Below are 18,831 nucleotides of genomic sequence, written 5' to 3' on the forward strand. Positions count from 1 at the left end.
TTCATTTAAGAGTCTGGCCCCATTCTTGAGGTTCAGCCAAATCCTGGTGCCACGGCGCGAGCGGTCCGGCTATAGTTTGCACGCCGACGACGGCCTCACCCGCTTAAGGTGCTCCGGAATGACCCGATTGACCTCTCTGAAACCCTGGCTGGCGGCCGCAGCAGTCGCCCTTTGCGTGCCGTTTGCGGCGCAGGCCCAGGAACGTTTCACCCTGAACATCCCAGGCGTATCGGATGACCGCTTGTTCACCTTGGCCGCGGCCAGCGATGGCGCGGGTTGCGGCGGGCACAATATATCGCCGGCACTGAACTGGAACGCCGGCCCGGCAAGCACGCAGAGCTACGCCATCGTCATGCACGACCCGGATGGCCAGAAAGGCCAGGGCGTCGATAATTGGATTCATTACGGCATCAAGGCCACCACCCATCAGATCCCGGCCGGCGTCGGCACCAAATCCTCGCTGGAAGGGGTGGGCGGCACCAATAGCAAAGGCACCACGGGTTATGTCGGTCCTTGCCCGCCGGTGGGCGACAGTGCCCACCACTACATCATCCAGCTCTATGCCTTGGATCTGGCCCCGGACGCCTTGCCAGCCGGCCTGACCCGTGCGCAGTTCCTGGAAAAAATCAAAGGCCATGTGTTGAGAAACAGCAGCGTGGTGCGGCGTTATCACCGCTGAATATTTTTTCACCAGGGTTAACCCGAAGCGTTGGGGCTGTCCGTCTCAGAGGATGAATGGATTTTTTCCTCCTGAGGTCAGCCCCCATGTTCCTTCCTCTGCATTACCTTCGTCCGACCGCCCAGGGTTTTGCTGCCGGGCTGCTGCTGGCCATGGCCGGTTGTGGCGTTTCGTCGAAACCCGAGTCTGCGGCGGTGCCGGCCCCGGCACAGCCCGAGCTGAAAGCCTTGGTGCCGCATGAATCCGTCATGGCCGATACGGCGATGACCAAGCGCAGCGTACGCGCTGCACCCTTGGCAAGCCTTGCACCGATGCCGGCCGGTGAAACTTATCCCCAGGGCTCTTATCCACAGGGCTATCGCGACGAAGAGCGCGAGCAATATCAGGCCCTGGCCGATAACCCGATCCACAGTGTCGCCCAGGCGCCGGTCTCGACCTTCAGCGCCGACGTCGATACCGGCGCCTATGCCAACGTCCGCCGCCTGCTCAATCAGGGGCGTCTGCCGCCGGAAGGGGCGGTGCGGCTTGAGGAGATGGTCAATTACTTCCCCTACGACTATGCCTTGCCCACCGATGGCTCACCCTTTGGCGTGACCACCGAACTGGCGGCCTCGCCGTGGAACCCGCATACCCGCTTACTGCGCATCGGCATCAAGGCGTCGGACCGTGCAGTGGCGGAGTTGCCCCCGGCGAACCTGGTGTTTCTGGTGGACGTGTCCGGCTCGATGGATCGCCGCGAGGGCTTGCCGCTGGTCAAAAGCACACTCAAATTGCTGGTCGATCAACTGCGTGAGCAGGATCGGGTGTCGCTGGTGGTCTACGCCGGCGAATCCCGAGTGGTACTGGAACCCACGTCCGGGCGGGAAAAGGCCAGGATTCGTACGGCCATCGATCAACTGACCGCGGGCGGCTCAACTGCCGGCGCCTCGGGCATCGAACTGGCTTATCAACAGGCACGACTGGCATTTATCCCCAAGGGCATCAACCGCGTCCTGCTGGCGACTGACGGGGACTTCAATGTCGGTGTCAGTGACTTCGACAGCCTCAAGCAAATGGCTGTGGATAAACGCAAGACAGGCGTATCCCTGACCACCCTGGGTTTCGGTGTGGATAACTACAATGAACACCTGATGGAACAACTGGCCGATGCCGGCGATGGCAACTATGCCTACATCGACAACCTGCGCGAGGCGCGCAAGGTGCTGGTGGATCAACTCGGTTCAACCCTTGCGGTGGTGGCGAAAAACGTGAAGCTGCAAGTTGAATTCAATCCGGCGCAGGTCAGCGAATATCGGTTGCTGGGTTATGAGAATCGCGCGTTGAAGCGTGAGGATTTCAGCAACGACAAGGTTGATGCTGGCGAAATCGGGGCAGGGCATACGGTGACGGCGTTGTACGAAATTGTACCGGTGGGTGAGAAGGGCTGGCTGGAGCCGTTGCGCTACGGCCAATCGGACATCGGTGTTTCTGGCAAGAACGGGGAATTGGCAATGCTGCGCGTGCGTTATCAGTTACCGGAGGGTGGGAACAGTCGCCTGATCGAGCGCCCCATCACCGACAGCGTGAAACCGGCCAGTGACGATCTGCGGTTTGCCGCCGCCGTGGCGGCGTTTTCCCAGCAACTCAAGGACGGCCGTTACACCGGCGAATTCAGCCTGAAAGATACCGAAGCGCTGGCCCGTGGCGCGCGGGGCGATGATCGCTTCGGCCTGCGCGGAGAGTTCGTGCAACTGGTGGCGCTGGCGCAGAGCCTGCGCACCACCACGGCGACGAATCCGACAGACACTGTGCGACGGATTGAATAGTGAGCCGACTCAAGGGGTTCATCAGCCAGCTGTTTGCACCCGCCAACAGCCTTGAGGCCAGCAGCGACGAATCGCTGCTGGCCCGTTATCGCGAGGGCGACAGTGCGGCGTTCGAGATTCTGTACACACGCCATCGTCAGGGGCTGTACCGATTTTTGCTGGGGCTCAGCGGCAGTGCGGAACGGGCCGAAGAGGTGTATCAGGAAACCTGGCTGAGCCTGATCCGCAGCGGCAGTCAGCCACAGGGCAGGGCGACTTTTCGTACGTGGCTGTACCAGATTGCCCGCAACCGCTTGATTGACCACTGGCGCAAGCATGGTGTTCATCAACCGCTGCACGACAGCTATGACGAACAGGCCCACGCCCTGGCCGACGAAACCACCGATCCCGAGCAACTGCTGAGCCTGAGCCGCGACAGTCAACGCCTCGACGCCGCCCTGCAAACGTTGCCCGCCGATCAGCGCGAAGTGTTCCTGCTACGTGCCTACAGCGATCTGGATCTGCCGCAAATCGCCACCCTCACCGAAACACCGCTGGAAACGGTCAAGAGCCGCCTGCGGTACGCCCAGCAAAAACTGCGTCGGCTGCTGGCCGAGGAGGTACTGACATGACTGACGCCCGCCAGACACCGCCAGAACAGGTGGTTGAACATTATCGTAAGCACGGAAGTGGCGAACCTGCGGCCCATCTCGATGCCTTCATCCTGGCCGCCGCGCAGCGCGAAGTGCCCGCGCCGAAACTCGGCCTGTGGCAGCGTTGGGTACAGGCCTGCCAGAAGCCGCGCTGGCAAGTCGCGTTCGCCAGCCTCGTGGGCGTCGGGCTGATGCTGGCGCTGGTGCAGCGCTCGCCGGAGTCCGTACCGAGCTACGATTTCGCCCCTGTGCCCAAAGCCTCTGCACCGGTCGCCAAACAGGAAGCTGAGCCATCAGCGATTGCTCGCTCGTTATCTGCCCCTGCACCCGCAGCGCCCATGGCCGAATCGGCCGCCCCTGCACAACGCGAATCCTTGAGCGCCGACATGGCCGATGAAGCCAAGGTCAGCAAACGTGCAGCCGCCCCGGCAAAATCCCTGGACGACCAACTGCGCGAAGTCATCCACCTGCAAAAAACCGGAAAAACCCAAGCCGCCGACAAGCTCCTGGCCGACCTGCAAAAACGCTACCCCAAAGAAAACCTCGGCAACCGACTCAAAGACATGCAGAAAAACTGATCGGCAAACCACACGAGCATTTGGCAACCCGGCCCGAAAGCGCGCACTATCGGGCCATAGTCGATGCGTTGGAGGATGCCGTGACAAAAAAAATCGACCGCATCGCCCAAATGCTCAACTGCCCGGAAAAGGGCGAAGAACTTCGGCGAGCGATTACCGAGAGTCGTAAGGATTTTCTGCTGAACCAGCCGGAAGAGGCTGAGGATGACGACCTTGAAGAGGAATTCTTTGAGGACGACGAGGATGATGAGTACGACGAGTTTGATTGGACGACAGAATAAAAAAACCGCCTCGGCGGTTTTTTTGTGGGCCACGTCCGCACTGGTCAGGTGCTTGTTGACCGATACCTTGAAGATCGAACACTATAAAGTACTATTTTTGGTACATTTGGAGCCATTGTGGAGCAATTACTTGCAAGCCGTTCGGTCAGCATTACGGAACTCAAACGCAGTCCGAGCACTGTGATCGAGCAAGCGGGCTCCGAGCCTGTTGCCGTGCTCAACCACAATCGGCCCGCCGCCTATCTTCTACCGCATGCTGTGTATCAGCAGTTGCTTGATCGGTTACACGCCGCAGAAATTCGGGAGGCGATTACGGCTAGCCGAAATGACCCACGACCGGCGGTCGCAGCTGATGCTGTTTTTGCCGAGCTTGATGCGCTCATCGATGAGGCAGCGGCAGAGCACACTAATCGATGAGGCAGCTGTTCTTCACCGCATTGGCACGAGAAGACCTACTGCAAATTGCTCGCTACATTGCCCGCGACAACCCTGAGCGCGCACGGACGTTTGTCGGTGAGTTGCGTCAACGTTGTTCGCAGTTGCTCGATCTGCCGAACCTTGGCATCGCCAGAGAAGACTGTGCCAAGGGACTGCGAGTGATTTCCCACGGCAGGTATCTGATCTTTTATTGTCTTGAGGACAACAGTATTAAGGTCGAGCGTGTGTTACATGGCGCTAGAGATATAAGCCGGCTGTTCGAAAAGGGCGGCATGGATTCTTAGCCCGAGCGCAACCACAATATGTTCCGTCCGTAAAAAGCCCCAGACCCATCGGACCCGAGGCTTCTCACATTTATTCATCGCACTCCAGACGCGACTCGATACACGCCCTTCCTTCGTAGCCCTGAAATCCGGCATTCAGAATCAAGTTTCAAAATGCCGCGGCTCACAATGCGTATAGAAAAACAAACAAACCTGTTCAATATCTTATTCAAGCGGTCGATACAGTGCCGTAGCTATCGATATAGCTCGTGCCAATCACCAATAACGCCTTCGTGGACACGACCCGTTATGAATAAAACCCTCCGTTTCAGCCACAAGATCCTTCTTGCGGCGTCGCTGATCGTGGTAGCCGCCTTCACGCTATTCACGTTGTACAACGACTACCTCCAGCGCAACGCCATCCGCAAGGATCTGGAAAACAACCTCCATGAAATGGGCGAAGTCACGGCAGCCAACATCAAGAACTGGTTTGACGGTCGCACCCTGCTGGTGGAAAACCTGGCGCAAAACGCGGCCCTGAACCCGGAGATGTCCAGCATCACCACGTTGATGGCACAGAAAACGCTGGTGTCGAGTTTCCCCAGCACCTACGTCGCGACCGCCAAAGGCGAATTCGCCATCCTGCCTGATGCGAAGATGCCGGACGGCTACGATGCTCGCACGCGCCCCTGGTACAAGCTTGCCGAGGCTAACAACAGCGTCGCCATGACCGAGCCTTACGTCGAAATGGCCACCAACACGCTGGTGGTCTCGATGGTGACGGCCATTCGCAAGTCGGGGCAGACCGTTGGCGTGGTCGGCGGTGATGTGAGCTTCGGTGCGCTGGTCGACATCATCAACAAGCTGGATCTGGGCGGAGCGGGTTACGCCTTCATGGTCAGCTCCGATGGCAAGGTGCTGGTCCACCCCGACAAAAACATGCAGATGAAGAGCCTGAGCGATCTCTTCCCGCAGGGCACGCCACGGATCAACGGCGAGTTGACTGAAGTCCAGGCCAATGGCCAGACCCGCCTCGTCACGTTCGCCCCGATCAAAGGCCTGCCTTCGGTGAACTGGTACATCGGCCTGTCCATCGACAAGGACAAGGCCTTTTCCAGGCTCAGTGAATTCCGTTCTTCAGCGGTTGTAGCCACGGTGTTCGCCGTGGTCTTCATCATTGCCCTGCTGGGCATGCTGATTCGTCTGCTGCTACAACCGCTGCAGGCCATGAGCCGCGCCATGGAAGATATCGCCGAAGGTGAAGGCGACCTGACCAAGCGCCTGGTCATTCATACCCAGGACGAGTTCGGCATTCTCGGGAACGCCTTCAACCGCTTCGTTGAGCGTATTCACACCTCGATCCGCGAAGTGTCGTCGGCCACCGAGCAGGTCAACGAAGTGGCCTTGCGCGTGGTGAGCGCCTCGAACTCGTCGATGGTCAATTCCGACGAGCAGGTCAACCGCACCAACAGCGTCGCCGCCGCGATCAATCAACTGGGGGCCGCCGCTCAGGAAATCGCACACAACGCCGCACAGGCTTCGCAACACGCCAGCTCCGCCCGCCACTTGGCCGAAGAGGGCCAGCAAGTGGTCGATCGCAGCATTCAGGCCATGAACCGCCTGTCGGACTTGATCGTCACCTCCAGTTCGCACATCGAAACGCTGAACAGCAAGACCGTGAACATTGGTCAGATCCTTGAAGTGATCACCAGCATCTCCCAACAAACCAACCTGCTGGCGCTCAACGCGGCCATCGAAGCGGCGCGTGCTGGCGAGGCCGGTCGTGGCTTTGCCGTGGTCGCTGACGAAGTTCGCAACCTGGCCCACCGCACCCAGGAATCGGCGCAGCAAGTGCAGAACATGATCGAGGAGCTGCAAGTCGGCGCCCGGGAATCGGTCAATACCATGGGTGAAAGCCAGCGCCACAGCCAGGACAGCGTGTCGATCGCCAACCAGGCGGGCGAACGCCTGGGCAGCGTGACCCAGCGCATCGGGGAAATCGACGGCATGAACCAGTCGGTGGCCACCGCCACTGAAGAGCAGACGGCTGTGGTTGACTCGATCAACATGGACATTAACGAGATCAACATGCTGAACCAGGAAGGCCTGGAGAACTTGCAGTCCACCTTGCGCGCCTGCTCGGACCTGGAGCAGCAGGCCAGCCGCTTGAAGCAATTGGTGGGCAGCTTCCGGATCTGACGGGTTCGAGCGGCAACAAAAAAGCCCCAGACCTTGCGGTCCGGGGCTTTCTCGTTTTTGCGTATGGCGCACCAGGCGGGATTCGAACCCACGACCCCTGCCTTCGGAGGGCAGTACTCTATCCAGCTGAGCTACTGGTGCAATGCGGGCGCCATAATACTCATATGCATGGCGGGCGTCCAATGCTGCTCAATCGCTTGCGGTTATCACAAGCGTAACCTGCGTTCGCTACGTTGATCAGAAAAAACAGGCAAATGGGACGTTTTCGTTCTTTTTTTCGAACGCCCTATTGTCCTTTACCCCCTTTGATCCTAGGATTCGTTTGAGATTTCAAACGCTCTTGTCTGGGTGCTGAACCGCACGAGTCCATCACGTGCGCTATTTATGTGCTTCAGCCCGGTGAATGATTTCCCTGACGGCAGCCTTTGAAGGCGCCTTTCGACAATCACAAAATTGCTCCGCCCCGCGCGGTGCTGTTAAGGAAAGCCGACATGCAGCTTAAAGACACCCAATTGTTCCGCCAGCAAGCCTTCATTAATGGCGAGTGGGTCGATGCGGACAATGGTCAGACCATCAAGGTCAACAACCCGGCAACGGGCGAAATTCTGGGCACCGTGCCGAAAATGGGCGCTGCCGAAACCCGCCGTGCCATCGAAGCTGCTGATAAAGCGCTGCCGGCCTGGCGTGCACTGACCGCTAAAGAGCGTGCAGGCAAACTGCGTCGTTGGTTCGAACTGATGATCGAAAACCAGGACGACCTGGCTCGCCTGATGACCCTGGAACAAGGCAAGCCATTGGCCGAAGCCAAGGGCGAAATCGTTTACGCCGCTTCCTTCATCGAGTGGTTCGCCGAAGAAGCCAAGCGCATCTACGGTGACGTGATTCCGGGCCACCAGCCAGACAAGCGCCTGATCGTGATCAAGCAGCCAATCGGCGTGACCGCAGCGATCACCCCGTGGAACTTCCCGGCCGCGATGATCACCCGTAAAGCCGGCCCGGCACTGGCCGCCGGTTGCACCATGGTGCTCAAGCCTGCTTCGCAGACCCCTTATTCCGCATTCGCCCTGGCCGAACTGGCCCAGCGTGCCGGCATTCCTGCCGGTGTGTTCAGCGTTGTTTCCGGCAGCGCCGGCGACATCGGTACCGAGCTGACCAGCAACCCGATCGTGCGCAAGCTGTCCTTCACAGGTTCGACCGAAATCGGTCGTCAACTGATGTCGGAATGCGCCAAGGACATCAAGAAAGTGTCCCTGGAACTGGGCGGTAACGCGCCGTTCATCGTGTTCGACGACGCGGACCTGGATAAGGCCGTCGAAGGTGCGATCATTTCCAAATACCGCAACAACGGCCAGACCTGCGTTTGCGCCAACCGCCTGTACATTCAGGACGGTGTCTACGACGCCTTCGCCGAGAAGCTCAAAGCCGCTGTGGCCAAGCTGAAGATCGGTAACGGTCTGGAAGCCGGCACCACCACCGGTCCGCTGATCGACGAAAAAGCCGTGGCCAAGGTGCAAGAACACATCGCCGACGCCCTGAGCAAAGGCGCGACCGTACTGGCCGGCGGCAAGCCGATGGAAGGCAACTTCTTCGAGCCGACCATCCTGACCAACGTGCCGAACAACGCTGCCGTGGCCAAGGAAGAAACCTTCGGTCCATTGGCGCCGCTGTTCCGCTTCAAAGACGAAGCTGATGTGATCGCAATGTCGAACGATACCGAGTTCGGCCTGGCCTCGTACTTCTATGCTCGCGACCTGGGTCGTGTGTTCCGTGTGGCTGAAGCCCTGGAATACGGCATGGTCGGCGTCAACACCGGTCTGATCTCCAACGAAGTCGCGCCATTCGGCGGCATCAAGGCGTCGGGTCTGGGCCGTGAAGGCTCCAAGTACGGCATCGAAGATTACCTGGAAATCAAATACCTCTGCCTGGGCATCTAAGCTCCCCGGCGAGGCATTGCTTCAAACGCAAAGGGCACGAGAGCGCTGACCCTTTGCGTGCTTCAAACGGAATTTTCTCGGTGGCCGGGAACGCTGTGGCAGTCGATCATCGCATGCTGCCGCTGTTGTTCCCCGCCGCTTAATCCTTGAACCACGCCGACCGATGAGCGGCGAATGAGGAATGTAATGAGCAAGACTAACGCTGATTTGATGGCCCGCCGTACCGCTGCAGTTCCACGTGGTGTTGGCCAGATTCACCCGATCTTCGCCGATTCCGCGAAGAACGCTACCGTGACCGACGTTGAAGGTCGCGAGTTCATCGACTTCGCCGGCGGTATCGCCGTGCTGAACACCGGCCACGTGCACCCAAAAGTCATCGCCGCCGTGACCGAGCAGCTGAACAAGCTGACCCACACTTGCTTCCAGGTTCTGGCCTACGAGCCGTACGTAGAAGTGTGCGAAAAAATCAACGCTCGCGTTCCAGGTGATTTCGCCAAGAAAACCCTGCTGGTGACCACCGGTTCCGAAGCCGTTGAAAACTCCATCAAGATCGCCCGTGCCGCCACTGGCCGTGCCGGCGTGATCGCTTTCACCGGCGCCTACCACGGTCGCACCATGATGACCCTGGGCCTGACCGGTAAAGTCGTGCCTTACTCGGCCGGCATGGGTCTGATGCCAGGCGGCATCTTCCGCGCGCTGTACCCGAACGAACTGCACGGCGTGAGCATCGACGATTCGATCGCCAGCATCGAGCGCATCTTCAAGAACGACGCTGAGCCGAAAGACATCGCCGCGATCATCATCGAGCCGGTTCAGGGCGAAGGTGGTTTCTACGTCGCGCCTAAAGAGTTCATGAAGCGTCTGCGTGCCCTGTGCGACCAGCACGGCATCCTGCTGATCGCTGACGAAGTACAGACCGGCGCTGGCCGTACTGGCACCTTCTTCGCCATGGAACAGATGGGCGTTGCTGCCGACCTGACCACATTCGCCAAATCCATCGCTGGCGGCTTCCCGCTGGCCGGTGTGTGCGGCAAGGCCGAGTACATGGACGCCATCGCTCCAGGCGGCCTGGGCGGCACCTACGCCGGTAGCCCGATCGCTTGCGCCGCGGCCCTGGCCGTGATGGAAGTGTTCGAAGAAGAAAACCTGCTGGACCGCTGCAAGGCTGTCGGCGAGCGTCTGGTGACTGGCCTGAAGGCTATCCAGGCCAAGTACCCAGTGATCGGCGAAGTCCGTGCCCTGGGCGCGATGATCGCCGTCGAGCTGTTCGAAGGCGGCGACAGCCACAAGCCAAACCCGACTGCCGTGGCAGCCGTGGTGGCCAAGGCTCGCGAGAAAGGTCTGATCCTGCTGTCTTGCGGCACCTACGGCAACGTCCTGCGCGTCCTGGTACCGCTGACCTCGCCGGATGAGCAACTGGACAAAGGTCTGGCGATCATCGAAGAGTGCTTCGCCGAGATCTGATCACCGAGTGTGACTTGATCGACAAAAAACCCGCTTCGGCGGGTTTTTTTTGGCCCCGTGAAACTCAAGCTGCTGTATCGAATGGCCAGCATTCGCTAATGTTCAGGCATTGCCAGGGAGAGCTGTATGACTGTCGTCAATTTACCCGCTGTTCCCAGAGTGCTGATCGCCGAGGCCGACCCCTGGTCCCGCGATCTGCTCAAGGAAGTACTGCTGAGCGTACGCTGCGATGCGCGTCTGGATCTGTGTGCCGACGGCCAAGAGGCGCTGCATCTGCTGGCCGCCAATCCCTACGATCTGGTGATCGCCGATTGGGAGTTGCCCGGTGTCGATGGTCTGAACGTGTTGCGCAGTGTGCGCCAGCGTAAACGCAATCCGCCGTTGCCTTTCATTCTGATGAGCAGCCGCAACGACAGCGCCAGCGTGCGCGAAGCCCTGCCACTGGCGCCTGCCGCCTACCTGACCAAACCCCTGAACATGGAAAGCCTGACCCATCGGCTACAGAATTTGCTGCTCAATGCCGGTGAAGCGGTTTCCTGTGAGGTGCCGTCGCTGGCGCCGGGCATGACTTTGTCGGTGTACCTGGAGCGGCGTCGTGAACTGGCGGAAGGCGCGCCGCTGATGACTGACGTGCAACTGGCGGTCGAGCGCAGCCTCAATCCCAATGGTCTCGATCTCATCAAGCTGGAAGACGAGATCCGCACCGATCCGCAGGTGACTGCCGTGCTGATCGCGGCCGCCAACAGCGCCGCCCAGCACCATGGTGCTGCCGTGCAAACCCTGTCCCAGGCACTGCATCGGCTGGGCACCGGGCAAAGCATGAATTTGATCCTGGGCCTGGCCCTCAAACGCAGCGCCAAGCTCAGCGATCCCTACCTGGCGGACTATGCCGAGCGCTATTGGGAGCTGTCACTGCACACCGCCGAATACGCGCGAACCCTGGCGCGTTTGCTGGACCTGGATCAGGAGCGCTGCTATTGCGCCGGCATGCTGCATCGCCTCGGCGATTTGGCGTTGCTGCGTTGTTTGCAGGAGTGGAAGCAGGCCGGCGGCAAGCTGGACGATCAGGAAGCGGTAGGCGAAGCGCTGGTCGAATTCGGCGCAGCTTACGGTTCGGCGCTGCGTACCCGCTGGCGCCTGCCGCTGGAGTTGCGGCAGCTGATTGCGGCAGCCTATCAGCTCGGTGGCGGGGTTTACTCCCGCGAAGCCCTGGTGATGAACATGGCAGCGCAACTGGCGCGCCTGACCGCGCATGAGGGCATAGAGGAGCTGGCCCAAAGCCGGACGGCACGATTGCTCAAGATCGGCTTGCCGGAGCTGATGCGGATGCGCAAGTAGTAGCGCCGCAGAGCCTTTGTAGGAGCTGCCGCAGGCTGCGATCTTTTGATCTTGCTTCAAGAAATCAAAAGATCGCAGCCTCGTTGCACTCGACAGCTCCTACAGGGAGATGCTGCGTCAGCCGGTCACAATCCGGTTTTTGCCTTCACGCTTGGCTCGGTACATCGCCGCATCCGCCCGGCCAAACAGGCTTTCGACGTTTTCATCCTCGGCGGTCAGGCTGGTCAGTCCCTGGCTGACGGTAATCCCGAATGTCTTGCCGTCTTGGTCGAAGCTCAAATGCTGGATCTGCCGTTGCAGACGCTCGGCCACTTGCAAGGCCATGTCCGGCGTACAGCCGGGAAACACAGCCGCGAACTCCTCGCCACCGATGCGCCCGAACAGGTCGCCACGGCGCAATGCCGCGCGGCCGCAGTCGGCGATATGCTGCAGCACGTTGTCGCCTGCCTGATGGCCGTAGGTGTCGTTGATCACCTTGAAGTCATCGATGTCCAGCATCAGGAACGACAGCGGTGTGCCTTGTTGGCGTGCGAGTTCGAATTCGCGCAGTGCGCCTTCGAAGAAGTGCCGGCGGTTGCTGCTTTGGGTCAGGGCGTCGGTGGTGGCCAGGCGTTGCAGCTCGGCTTCCATTTGCTTCTTGTGGGTGATGTCTTCAGCGATGCCGACAATAATCACCGGCTGGCCCGGTTCAGCCTGGCGGTTGATGAAACATTTGTCGCTAAGCCAACGCACTTGGCCGTCGGCGTCGATGATTCGGTACTCGCGGTCTTCGATGGCGCCTTTGGCCAGTACGTCCGCGAGGCTGCGCTCGGCGTATTCCAGGTCATCGGGGTAAATAGCGTCGCGCCATTGGTTGTAGTCGGCCAATAGCAGGTCGGCGGAGCGACCGAAGATCCGTTCATAGGCGGGGCTGACATACAGCACCTGACGGGTTTCCCAGTTGAATGCCCAGAGCACCGCGTTGACGCTCACCAGCAAGGTGCTGAACAGCTGTTCGCGCTCGCTCAGGCGCGCAACTTCGCCTTGGGCGTGCATTAATGCCAACAGCGTTTGCGCCGCATCGGGCCATTGCGCTGCAGAGGTTTCTTTAAGGTTGTTATTGACCATCGACACAAATCTCAAAGGGCGTGCGCCGCTCGAGGCTCGAAAGCGGGAAGCTCGCCTGGGTGGCGAAGTGTCTTTGAGATAGGGGATACGGGATGAAGTTCCCGTTTTATAGGGCGAAGCGCAGGGATCCCGCCATACGGTAGCAACCCCGTCCCCTGTAGGAGCCGTGTAGGAGCTGTGTAGGAGCTGTCGAGTGAAACGAGGCTGCGATCTTTTGATCTTGCTTTTAAAAGATCAAAAGATCGCAGCCTTCGGCAGCTCCTACAGTGGCGGCCGGGTGTCAGTCAGGCGGCAGGACGCAGGGAGTAGGTTTTCAACTGATCGGCGAAATCGCGCAGGGATTGAATCCCGCTGGCTTCGGCTTCGTGTACCCAATCCTTGATGGCGGCCAGCATGTCATGACCATTTGAGCTGGTCTTGACCCAGATCTGCTGCAAGGCCAGGCGTTTTTCGTAAATAACCTTCAGCGCCTGGCTGTGCTCGAGCATGTTCTGGATGCGTACGTGGTGTTTGTCATCCAGCAGGCTGGTTTCCCGCGACAACAGACGCTTGGCGCGGCGGAACTGGTGGCGGACCGAGTGATCGACCTTGGCCAGTTCTTGCTTGACCAGCGGCCCGATCACCAGCTTGCGGTACTGGGCCATGATCTGGAAGCGGTTGTTGAGGATCGCCATGGCGGTGTCCATGTCCAGGTTGCCCTTGCCTTCGACACGGTGGGCAATCGGCGCGACCCGCTGAACCTTGGCCAGGCGCAGGAAGCTGAACACTTGAATCCAGGCCCAGCCCAGATCGAACTCCCACTTCTTCACCGACAGTTTGGCCGAGTTAGGGTAGGTGTGATGGTTGTTATGCAGTTCTTCGCCGCCGATCAGAATGCCCCACGGCACCAGATTGGTCGCCGCATCGCGGCATTCGAAGTTGCGGTAGCCAACGGCATGGCCCAGGCCATTGACCACGCCGGCCGCCCAGACCGGGATCCACATCATCTGGATGGCCCAGATGGTGATACCGATAGTGCCGAATAGCAGCAGGTCGATAACGGCCATGATCGCCACACCCAGCAGCGGGTAGGGGGTGTAAAGGTTGCGCTCGATCCAGTCTTCGGGGCAGTTCTTGCCATAGATGCGCAGGGTTTCAGGGTTTTCCGCTTCGGCGCGGTACAGTTCGGCACCTTTGCGCAGCACCGTGGACAAGCCCTTGATAACCGGGCTGTGCGGGTCATCTTCGGTTTCGCATTTGGCGTGGTGCTTGCGGTGGATAGCGGTCCACTCGCGAGTGTTCTGTGCCGTGGTCAGCCACAGCCAGAAGCGGAAGAAATGTTTCAGGCCGGCATTCAGCTCCAGAGAGCGATGGGCTGAATAACGGTGCAGATAGACCGTGACGGCGATGATCGTCACATGGGTCATCAGCAGGGTGACTGCCACCAGCGACCAGGGCGACAAGCCAAGAAAACCTTCGTACCACATAGGCTATAGGGCCCTCGATAAAAGAAAAAACAGCGGGTGCATTATCACCAAGCCCACAGAGAAAACCAGTCGCCCTTTCAGATAGGAGTAACGGGTGGCGTGTTTAACTTATAATCCCGGCACTTTTGTAGGGACATGGACAGTCTTATGTCTGCCAGCTATCGCGACGCCCTGCGCGTTGTACTGCTTTACCTGTTGTTTTCTGTGGTCTGGCTACAGCTCAGTGACTATTTATTGAACAGTTTCTTCGATAGCTCGATCGAGATATCGCGGTGGCAACTGATCAACGGTTACGTCTGGGTGATGATCAGCGCCGGGTTGATCTTCCTTGCTCGGGCGCGATTGCTGCGTTGCCTGGGTATCGGCGCCAAATTGCGCGAGCGCAGCGAAGATCGGGAGCGGTTGCGACAGGCGGCTGCGGTATTCGATTGCACCCGCGAAGGGGTACTGGTCACCAACCGCGAAGGTTTGATCGTGCATGTCAATCGTGCCTTCATGGACATTACCGGTTATCAAACTGGAGAAGTCATGGGACAGCGGCCCAACTTGTTCAAGTCTGGCCGTCATTCCGGGGATTTCTACCAAGCGATGTTCGCGGCCCTCCACAGTGCCGGCGAGTGGAGTGGGGAAATCTGGAATCGCCGTAAAAACGGCGAAATCTATCCGCAATGGCAAACCATCCGCGTCATTCATGACGACTTGGGGCAACTCAGCCATTACGTGGCGGTGTTTTCTGACATCAGTGCGATCAAGAATTCCGAACACGAACTGATGCGCCTGGCACACCACGATCCACTGACGGACCTGCCCAATCGCCTGCTGTTCACCGACCGTGCCGAGCAGGCCCTGGCGTCAGCGCAGATCCACAAGCGAGGCTGTGCGCTGCTGTTGGTTGATCTGGATCATTTCAAGATGATCAATGACAGCCTCGGCCATACCATCGGCGATCAATTGCTCAAGGCTGTCGCGGAACGCCTGGGGGCCATGTTCGGTCCTGGCATCACCCTGGCGCGGCTTGGCGGCGACGAATTCGCCGTGCTGGCCGAGAACTGTCCGCAACTGGGGCAGGCCGCGGCGCTGGCGCAGCGCATCATCGATGGGCTCAAGCAAGTGTTCCCGATCGACGGGCACCAGCTGTATATCAACACCAGCATCGGTATCAGCCTGTTCCCCGGTGATGCCTTGAGCGCAGAGCAGTTGTTGCGCAATGCCGATTCGGCGCTGTTCAAGGCCAAGAGCTCGGGTCGCAACGGCTACGCGCTCTATACCGAAGAACTGACAGCCCATGCCCAGCAGCGAGTCGAAATTGCCTTCGAGTTGCGCCGTGCACTCGATCAGCAGCAATTGCGTGTTTATTACCAGCCGGTTCACGACCTTCAGACCTGCCGTCTGATCGGCGTCGAGGCGCTGGTGCGGTGGGAGCATCCGCAGCGCGGCCTGGTGTCGCCGGCCGAGTTCATACCGGTGGCGGAGCGAACCGGGTTGATCGCCGAAATCGATGCCTGGGTGATGCAGCAGGCTTGCCAGCAAATGTGCCTGTGGCAGCAGGCCGGCGTGGCGTTGTCGTTCGTTGCGGTGAATGTATCCTCGCGCCTGTTTGCCCGCCGCGAGCTGTACCGGCAAGTGGCGCAAGTGCTGCGCGAAACCGGTCTGGACCCGGCCTACCTGGAGCTGGAAGTGACCGAAAGTGCGGTGATGGAAGACCCGGAAGTGGCGCTGGAACAAATGCATCGCCTGCGTGAACTGGGTGTGCGGCTGGCCATCGACGACTTCGGCACCGGTTATTCATCGTTGCTGCGGCTCAAGCGCTTGCCGGTGCAGAAACTCAAGATCGACCAAGGGTTCGTCGCCGGGCTGCCGTGCGACGAGGACGATGCAGCCATTGTGCGGGTCATCATCGCCCTGGCCCAGAGCATGGGCATGCAGGTGCAGGCTGAGGGCATCGAGCAACGCGAACAGGCGGCGTTCCTGCTCGAACATGGCAGCCATCTGGGGCAGGGATACTGGTTCGGGCGACCGGTGCCGGCCGCGCAACTGGATTGGAATCGGGCACCTGTGATTCGTTGAATGTTGAAAAGATCGCAGCCTTCGGCAGCTCCTACAGAGGTACGCATTTCCCTGTAGGAGCTGCCGAAGGCTGCGATCTTTTGATTTTCCGGCCGCAAACCCTTGTCTCGTCAAATAATCTCTTCTGGTTATATAAACATTCTTAAATAGTCTTTTTAAGAATATCTGTGCCTCTCTACTATTGGTTTCACGCCGCAAGCAGTGCCGCCACTGCCAGGCAACCTCTCAGTCGAAGGAGCAGCACCATGAGCGCATCCCTACGTAGCGTTGACGGCCAGGACGAAGCAACCATCCTGCGTGAAATCCAGAGCGCCCTGCGCGATCTGCGGTTTGGCGCGGTGGAAATCACCGTCCACAACGCCCAGGTGGTTCAGATCGAACGCAAGGAAAAATTCCGCTTGCAGCAGCCAGGTAACAAAACCGGCTGAGGCAAAAGTCAAAAGATCGCAGCCTGCGGCAGCTCCTACAGATGCACGCAATTCCCTGTAGGAGCTGCCGCAAGCTGCGATCTTTGAACAGGCACCGCAATTCCAGAAGTCCATAAGAAAAAAGCCAATACACCCAAGAATTCCAGGAGCTTTCACCATGTCGTCGATTCGCCATTTCGCTTTGGCCGCCCTGGCCAGCGCCCTGTTTGCCGGTTCCGCGGTTGCCAAGGACTACGAACTGCTCAATGTGTCCTACGACCCGACCCGCGAGCTGTATCAGGATTACAACGCCGAATTCGTCAACTTCTGGAAGAAAAGCAACCCCGGCGACACCGTCAAAATCCAGCAATCCCACGGTGGTTCGGGCAAGCAAGGCCGGGCGGTGATCGACGGCCTGCGTGCCGACGTGGTGACCCTGGCCCTGGCCGGCGACATCGACGAAATCGCCAAGCTGGGCAAAACCCTGCCGGCGGATTGGCAGAAGCGCCTGCCGGAGGCGAGCACGCCTTACACCTCGACCATCGTGTTCCTGGTACGCAAGGGCAACCCTAAAGGCATCAAGGACTGGGGCGATCTGGTGAAGAACGACGTCTCGGTCATCACCCCGAACCCGAAAACTTCCGGCGGTGCACGCTGGAACTTCCTGGCGGCCTGGGCCTATGGTCTGAAAGCCAATGGCGGTGACGAAGCCAAGGCCAAGGAATACGTGCAAACCCTGTTCAAGCACGTACCTGTGCTGGACACCGGCGCTCGCGGTTCGACCATTACCTTCGTCAATAACGGTCAGGGCGACGTGTTGCTGGCTTGGGAAAACGAAGCCTTCCTGGCACTGAAGGAAGATGGCGGCGCCGACAAGTTCGACATCGTTGTGCCTTCGCTGTCGATCCTCGCCGAACCGCCGGTGGCCGTGGTCGACAAGAACGCCGAGAAAAAGGGCAACGAGCAAATCGCCGAGGCCTACCTCAAGCACCTGTACAGCCCGGCGGGTCAGGAAATCGCGGCGAAAAACTTCTATCGTCCACGTGACAAGGATGTCGCCGCCAAATACGCCAATCAGTTCCCGAAACTGGAACTGGTGACCATCGACAAAGACTTCGGCGGGTGGAAAACCGCGCAACCGAAATTTTTTAACGATGGTGGCGTGTTCGACCAGATCTACCAGGCGCAGTAATCTTAAATAGCCATCAATGAGCCTCTATGAGGCGCATTGAAAATGTGGGAGCGGGCTTGCTCGCGAAAGCGGAGTGTCAGCTGATAAAGATGTAGCTGACCCACCGCTTTCGCGAGCAAGCCCGCTCCTACAGTGATTGTGTAATCAACCAAGGACTTTTATGTCGCGTCGTATCTCCCCCGTCATACCCGGCTTCGGGCTGACGCTGGGCTACACCTTGGTGTACCTCAGCCTGATTGTGCTCATACCACTGGCGGCGATGTTCGTGCATGCCGCCCAACTCACCTGGGATCAGTTCTGGGCAATCATCTCGGCACCCCGGGTGCTGGCGGCGTTGAAGCTGAGCTTCGGCACCGCACTCTACGCCGCAATCATCAACGGCATCATCGGCACGCTACTGGCCTGGGTGTTGGTGCGCTATACCTTCCCCGGACGCAAAGTCATCGACGCCATGATCGACTTGCCGTTCGCATTGCCCACGGCGGTTGCCGGTATTGCGTTGACGGCGCTGTACACCCCGACCGGCCTGGTTGGCCAGTTTGCGGCAGATCTGGGATTCAAGATCGCCTACACGCCTTTGGGCATTACCCTTGCCCTCACTTTTGTGACACTTCCATTCGTAGTACGTACCGTACAGCCAGTATTGGCCGATATTCCCCGTGAAGTGGAAGAAGCGGCGGCGTGCCTGGGGGCGAAACCGTTGCAGGTTTTCCGCCATATCCTTGTTCCGGCGCTACTGCCTGCCTGGTTGACCGGGTTCGCCCTGGCCTTTGCCCGCGGGGTCGGCGAGTACGGTTCGGTGATTTTCATCGCCGGCAACATGCCGATGAAAACCGAGATCCTACCGCTGCTGATCATGGTCAAGCTCGACCAGTACGATTACACCGGCGCTACCTCCATTGGTGTACTGATGCTGGTGGTTTCTTTCATTCTGTTGCTGCTGATCAACTTGCTGCAGCGGCGCATCGAAACCCCATAAGG

The 18,831-nt window shown here is 59.2% G+C and carries 16 protein-coding genes, 1 tRNA gene and 2 pseudogenes; 16 read left to right on the forward strand and 3 right to left on the reverse strand.

The features are described 5' to 3' along the window. The first annotated feature begins 118 nt into the window (after window positions 1–118). The 9 genes and pseudogenes from ABTV22_RS00760 to ABTV22_RS00800 all read left to right on the forward strand — a co-directional run. Window positions 119–679 carry a YbhB/YbcL family Raf kinase inhibitor-like protein gene (locus ABTV22_RS00760; RefSeq protein WP_433738097.1) on the forward strand — a complete coding sequence of 187 codons (561 nt, stop codon included), beginning with the start codon at window positions 119–121 and terminating at the stop codon, window positions 677–679. Window positions 680–765: 86 nt separating this feature from the next. Continuing rightward, the gene (locus ABTV22_RS00765) at window positions 766–2,484 is read left to right on the forward strand and encodes a vWA domain-containing protein (protein WP_433738098.1); all 1,719 of its coding nucleotides are present in this window, start codon (window positions 766–768) and stop codon (window positions 2,482–2,484) included. A 29-nt stretch (window positions 2,485–2,513) separates the two neighbouring features. Further along, window positions 2,514–3,095 carry an RNA polymerase sigma factor gene (locus ABTV22_RS00770; protein ID WP_433741260.1) on the forward strand — a complete coding sequence of 194 codons (582 nt, stop codon included), beginning with the start codon at window positions 2,514–2,516 and terminating at the stop codon, window positions 3,093–3,095. Beyond that, window positions 3,092–3,694, forward strand: coding sequence for a hypothetical protein (locus ABTV22_RS00775; protein WP_433738100.1), 603 nt, complete (start codon window positions 3,092–3,094; stop codon window positions 3,692–3,694). The genes ABTV22_RS00770 and ABTV22_RS00775 overlap by 4 nt, the downstream gene beginning before the upstream one ends. Window positions 3,695–3,714: 20 nt before the next feature. Further along, window positions 3,715–3,975 carry a hypothetical protein gene (locus ABTV22_RS00780; protein ID WP_433738101.1) on the forward strand — a complete coding sequence of 87 codons (261 nt, stop codon included), beginning with the start codon at window positions 3,715–3,717 and terminating at the stop codon, window positions 3,973–3,975. A gap of 117 nt (window positions 3,976–4,092) precedes the next feature. Next, on the forward strand, window positions 4,093–4,392 hold the full coding sequence (locus ABTV22_RS00785; RefSeq protein WP_433738102.1) for a type II toxin-antitoxin system prevent-host-death family antitoxin: 300 nt from the start codon (window positions 4,093–4,095) through the stop codon (window positions 4,390–4,392). Next, complete coding sequence (locus tag ABTV22_RS00790) at window positions 4,389–4,697, forward strand: type II toxin-antitoxin system RelE/ParE family toxin (RefSeq protein WP_433738103.1); 309 nt, start codon at window positions 4,389–4,391, stop codon at window positions 4,695–4,697. Before ABTV22_RS00785 ends, ABTV22_RS00790 begins: the two co-directional genes overlap by 4 nt. 432 nt (window positions 4,698–5,129) lie before the next feature. After that, window positions 5,130–5,969: pseudogene (locus tag ABTV22_RS00795) on the forward strand (cache domain-containing protein); the annotation flags it as partial. A gap of 309 nt (window positions 5,970–6,278) precedes the next feature. Beyond that, a pseudogene (locus tag ABTV22_RS00800) lies at window positions 6,279–6,875 on the forward strand (methyl-accepting chemotaxis protein); the annotation flags it as partial. Window positions 6,876–6,939: 64 nt separating this feature from the next. On the opposite strand, the gene ABTV22_RS00805 reads toward ABTV22_RS00800, so the two are convergent. After that, window positions 6,940–7,016, reverse strand: a tRNA-Arg gene (locus ABTV22_RS00805). Window positions 7,017–7,366: 350 nt separating this feature from the next. Here ABTV22_RS00805 and gabD point away from each other — a divergent pair. From gabD to ABTV22_RS00820, 3 genes are all read left to right on the forward strand, one after another. Beyond that, window positions 7,367–8,809: an NADP-dependent succinate-semialdehyde dehydrogenase gene (gene gabD, locus ABTV22_RS00810; RefSeq protein ID WP_433738105.1), complete on the forward strand. Its 1,443-nt coding sequence runs from the start codon at window positions 7,367–7,369 to the stop codon at window positions 8,807–8,809. 186 nt (window positions 8,810–8,995) lie between these two features. After that, the gene (gene gabT / locus ABTV22_RS00815) at window positions 8,996–10,273 is read left to right on the forward strand and encodes a 4-aminobutyrate--2-oxoglutarate transaminase (RefSeq protein ID WP_433738106.1); all 1,278 of its coding nucleotides are present in this window, start codon (window positions 8,996–8,998) and stop codon (window positions 10,271–10,273) included. A 126-nt stretch (window positions 10,274–10,399) separates the two neighbouring features. Continuing rightward, window positions 10,400–11,611, forward strand: coding sequence for an HDOD domain-containing protein (locus tag ABTV22_RS00820; protein WP_433738108.1), 1,212 nt, complete (start codon window positions 10,400–10,402; stop codon window positions 11,609–11,611). Between the two features lie 117 nt (window positions 11,612–11,728). Here the strand turns inward: ABTV22_RS00820 and ABTV22_RS00825 are convergent, their stop codons facing one another. Together ABTV22_RS00825 and desA are read right to left on the reverse strand one after the other, a co-directional pair. Then, on the reverse strand, window positions 11,729–12,718 hold the full coding sequence (locus ABTV22_RS00825; protein ID WP_433738109.1) for a GGDEF domain-containing protein: 990 nt from the start codon (window positions 12,716–12,718) through the stop codon (window positions 11,729–11,731). Window positions 12,719–13,002: 284 nt separating this feature from the next. After that, window positions 13,003–14,184, reverse strand: coding sequence for a delta-9 fatty acid desaturase DesA (gene desA / locus ABTV22_RS00830; RefSeq protein WP_433738110.1), 1,182 nt, complete (start codon window positions 14,182–14,184; stop codon window positions 13,003–13,005). Between the two features lie 147 nt (window positions 14,185–14,331). On the opposite strand from desA, the gene dibA reads away from it, so the two are divergent. From dibA to cysT, 4 genes are all read left to right on the forward strand, one after another. Further along, window positions 14,332–16,251: a phosphodiesterase DibA gene (gene dibA, locus ABTV22_RS00835; protein ID WP_433738111.1), complete on the forward strand. Its 1,920-nt coding sequence runs from the start codon at window positions 14,332–14,334 to the stop codon at window positions 16,249–16,251. A gap of 245 nt (window positions 16,252–16,496) precedes the next feature. Then, window positions 16,497–16,679: a sulfur starvation response protein OscA gene (oscA, locus tag ABTV22_RS00840; protein WP_433738112.1), complete on the forward strand. Its 183-nt coding sequence runs from the start codon at window positions 16,497–16,499 to the stop codon at window positions 16,677–16,679. 157 nt (window positions 16,680–16,836) lie between these two features. Then, entirely contained in the window at window positions 16,837–17,850 is a 1,014-nt protein-coding gene (locus ABTV22_RS00845; protein WP_433738113.1) for a sulfate ABC transporter substrate-binding protein, read from the forward strand. A 160-nt stretch (window positions 17,851–18,010) separates the two neighbouring features. Then, window positions 18,011–18,829 (forward strand): sulfate ABC transporter permease subunit CysT, encoded by an 819-nt coding sequence (gene cysT, locus ABTV22_RS00850; protein WP_053160682.1) that lies wholly within the window; start codon window positions 18,011–18,013, stop codon window positions 18,827–18,829. Window positions 18,830–18,831: the final 2 nt, after the last annotated feature.

Source organism: Pseudomonas putida (genome assembly GCF_050990305.1).
In the GTDB taxonomy this organism is placed as follows: domain Bacteria; phylum Pseudomonadota; class Gammaproteobacteria; order Pseudomonadales; family Pseudomonadaceae; genus Aquipseudomonas; species Aquipseudomonas putida_AH.

What these genes read in the sequence shown, in the direction of transcription:
- ABTV22_RS00760 (WP_433738097.1), top strand. Translation starts at nt 119, where the DNA reads ATGACCCGATTGACCTCTCTGAAACCCTGGCTGGCGGCCGCAGCAGTC.
- ABTV22_RS00765 (WP_433738098.1), top strand. Translation starts at nt 766, where the DNA reads ATGTTCCTTCCTCTGCATTACCTTCGTCCGACCGCCCAGGGTTTTGCT.
- ABTV22_RS00775 (WP_433738100.1), top strand. Translation starts at nt 3,092, where the DNA reads ATGACTGACGCCCGCCAGACACCGCCAGAACAGGTGGTTGAACATTAT.
- ABTV22_RS00790 (WP_433738103.1), top strand. Translation starts at nt 4,389, where the DNA reads ATGAGGCAGCTGTTCTTCACCGCATTGGCACGAGAAGACCTACTGCAA.
- gabD (WP_433738105.1), top strand. Translation starts at nt 7,367, where the DNA reads ATGCAGCTTAAAGACACCCAATTGTTCCGCCAGCAAGCCTTCATTAAT.
- gabT (WP_433738106.1), top strand. Translation starts at nt 8,996, where the DNA reads ATGAGCAAGACTAACGCTGATTTGATGGCCCGCCGTACCGCTGCAGTT.
- ABTV22_RS00820 (WP_433738108.1), top strand. Translation starts at nt 10,400, where the DNA reads ATGACTGTCGTCAATTTACCCGCTGTTCCCAGAGTGCTGATCGCCGAG.
- ABTV22_RS00825 (WP_433738109.1), bottom strand. Translation starts at nt 12,718, where the DNA reads ATGGTCAATAACAACCTTAAAGAAACCTCTGCAGCGCAATGGCCCGAT.
- desA (WP_433738110.1), bottom strand. Translation starts at nt 14,184, where the DNA reads ATGTGGTACGAAGGTTTTCTTGGCTTGTCGCCCTGGTCGCTGGTGGCA.
- dibA (WP_433738111.1), top strand. Translation starts at nt 14,332, where the DNA reads ATGTCTGCCAGCTATCGCGACGCCCTGCGCGTTGTACTGCTTTACCTG.
- oscA (WP_433738112.1), top strand. Translation starts at nt 16,497, where the DNA reads ATGAGCGCATCCCTACGTAGCGTTGACGGCCAGGACGAAGCAACCATC.
- ABTV22_RS00845 (WP_433738113.1), top strand. Translation starts at nt 16,837, where the DNA reads ATGTCGTCGATTCGCCATTTCGCTTTGGCCGCCCTGGCCAGCGCCCTG.
- cysT (WP_053160682.1), top strand. Translation starts at nt 18,011, where the DNA reads ATGTCGCGTCGTATCTCCCCCGTCATACCCGGCTTCGGGCTGACGCTG.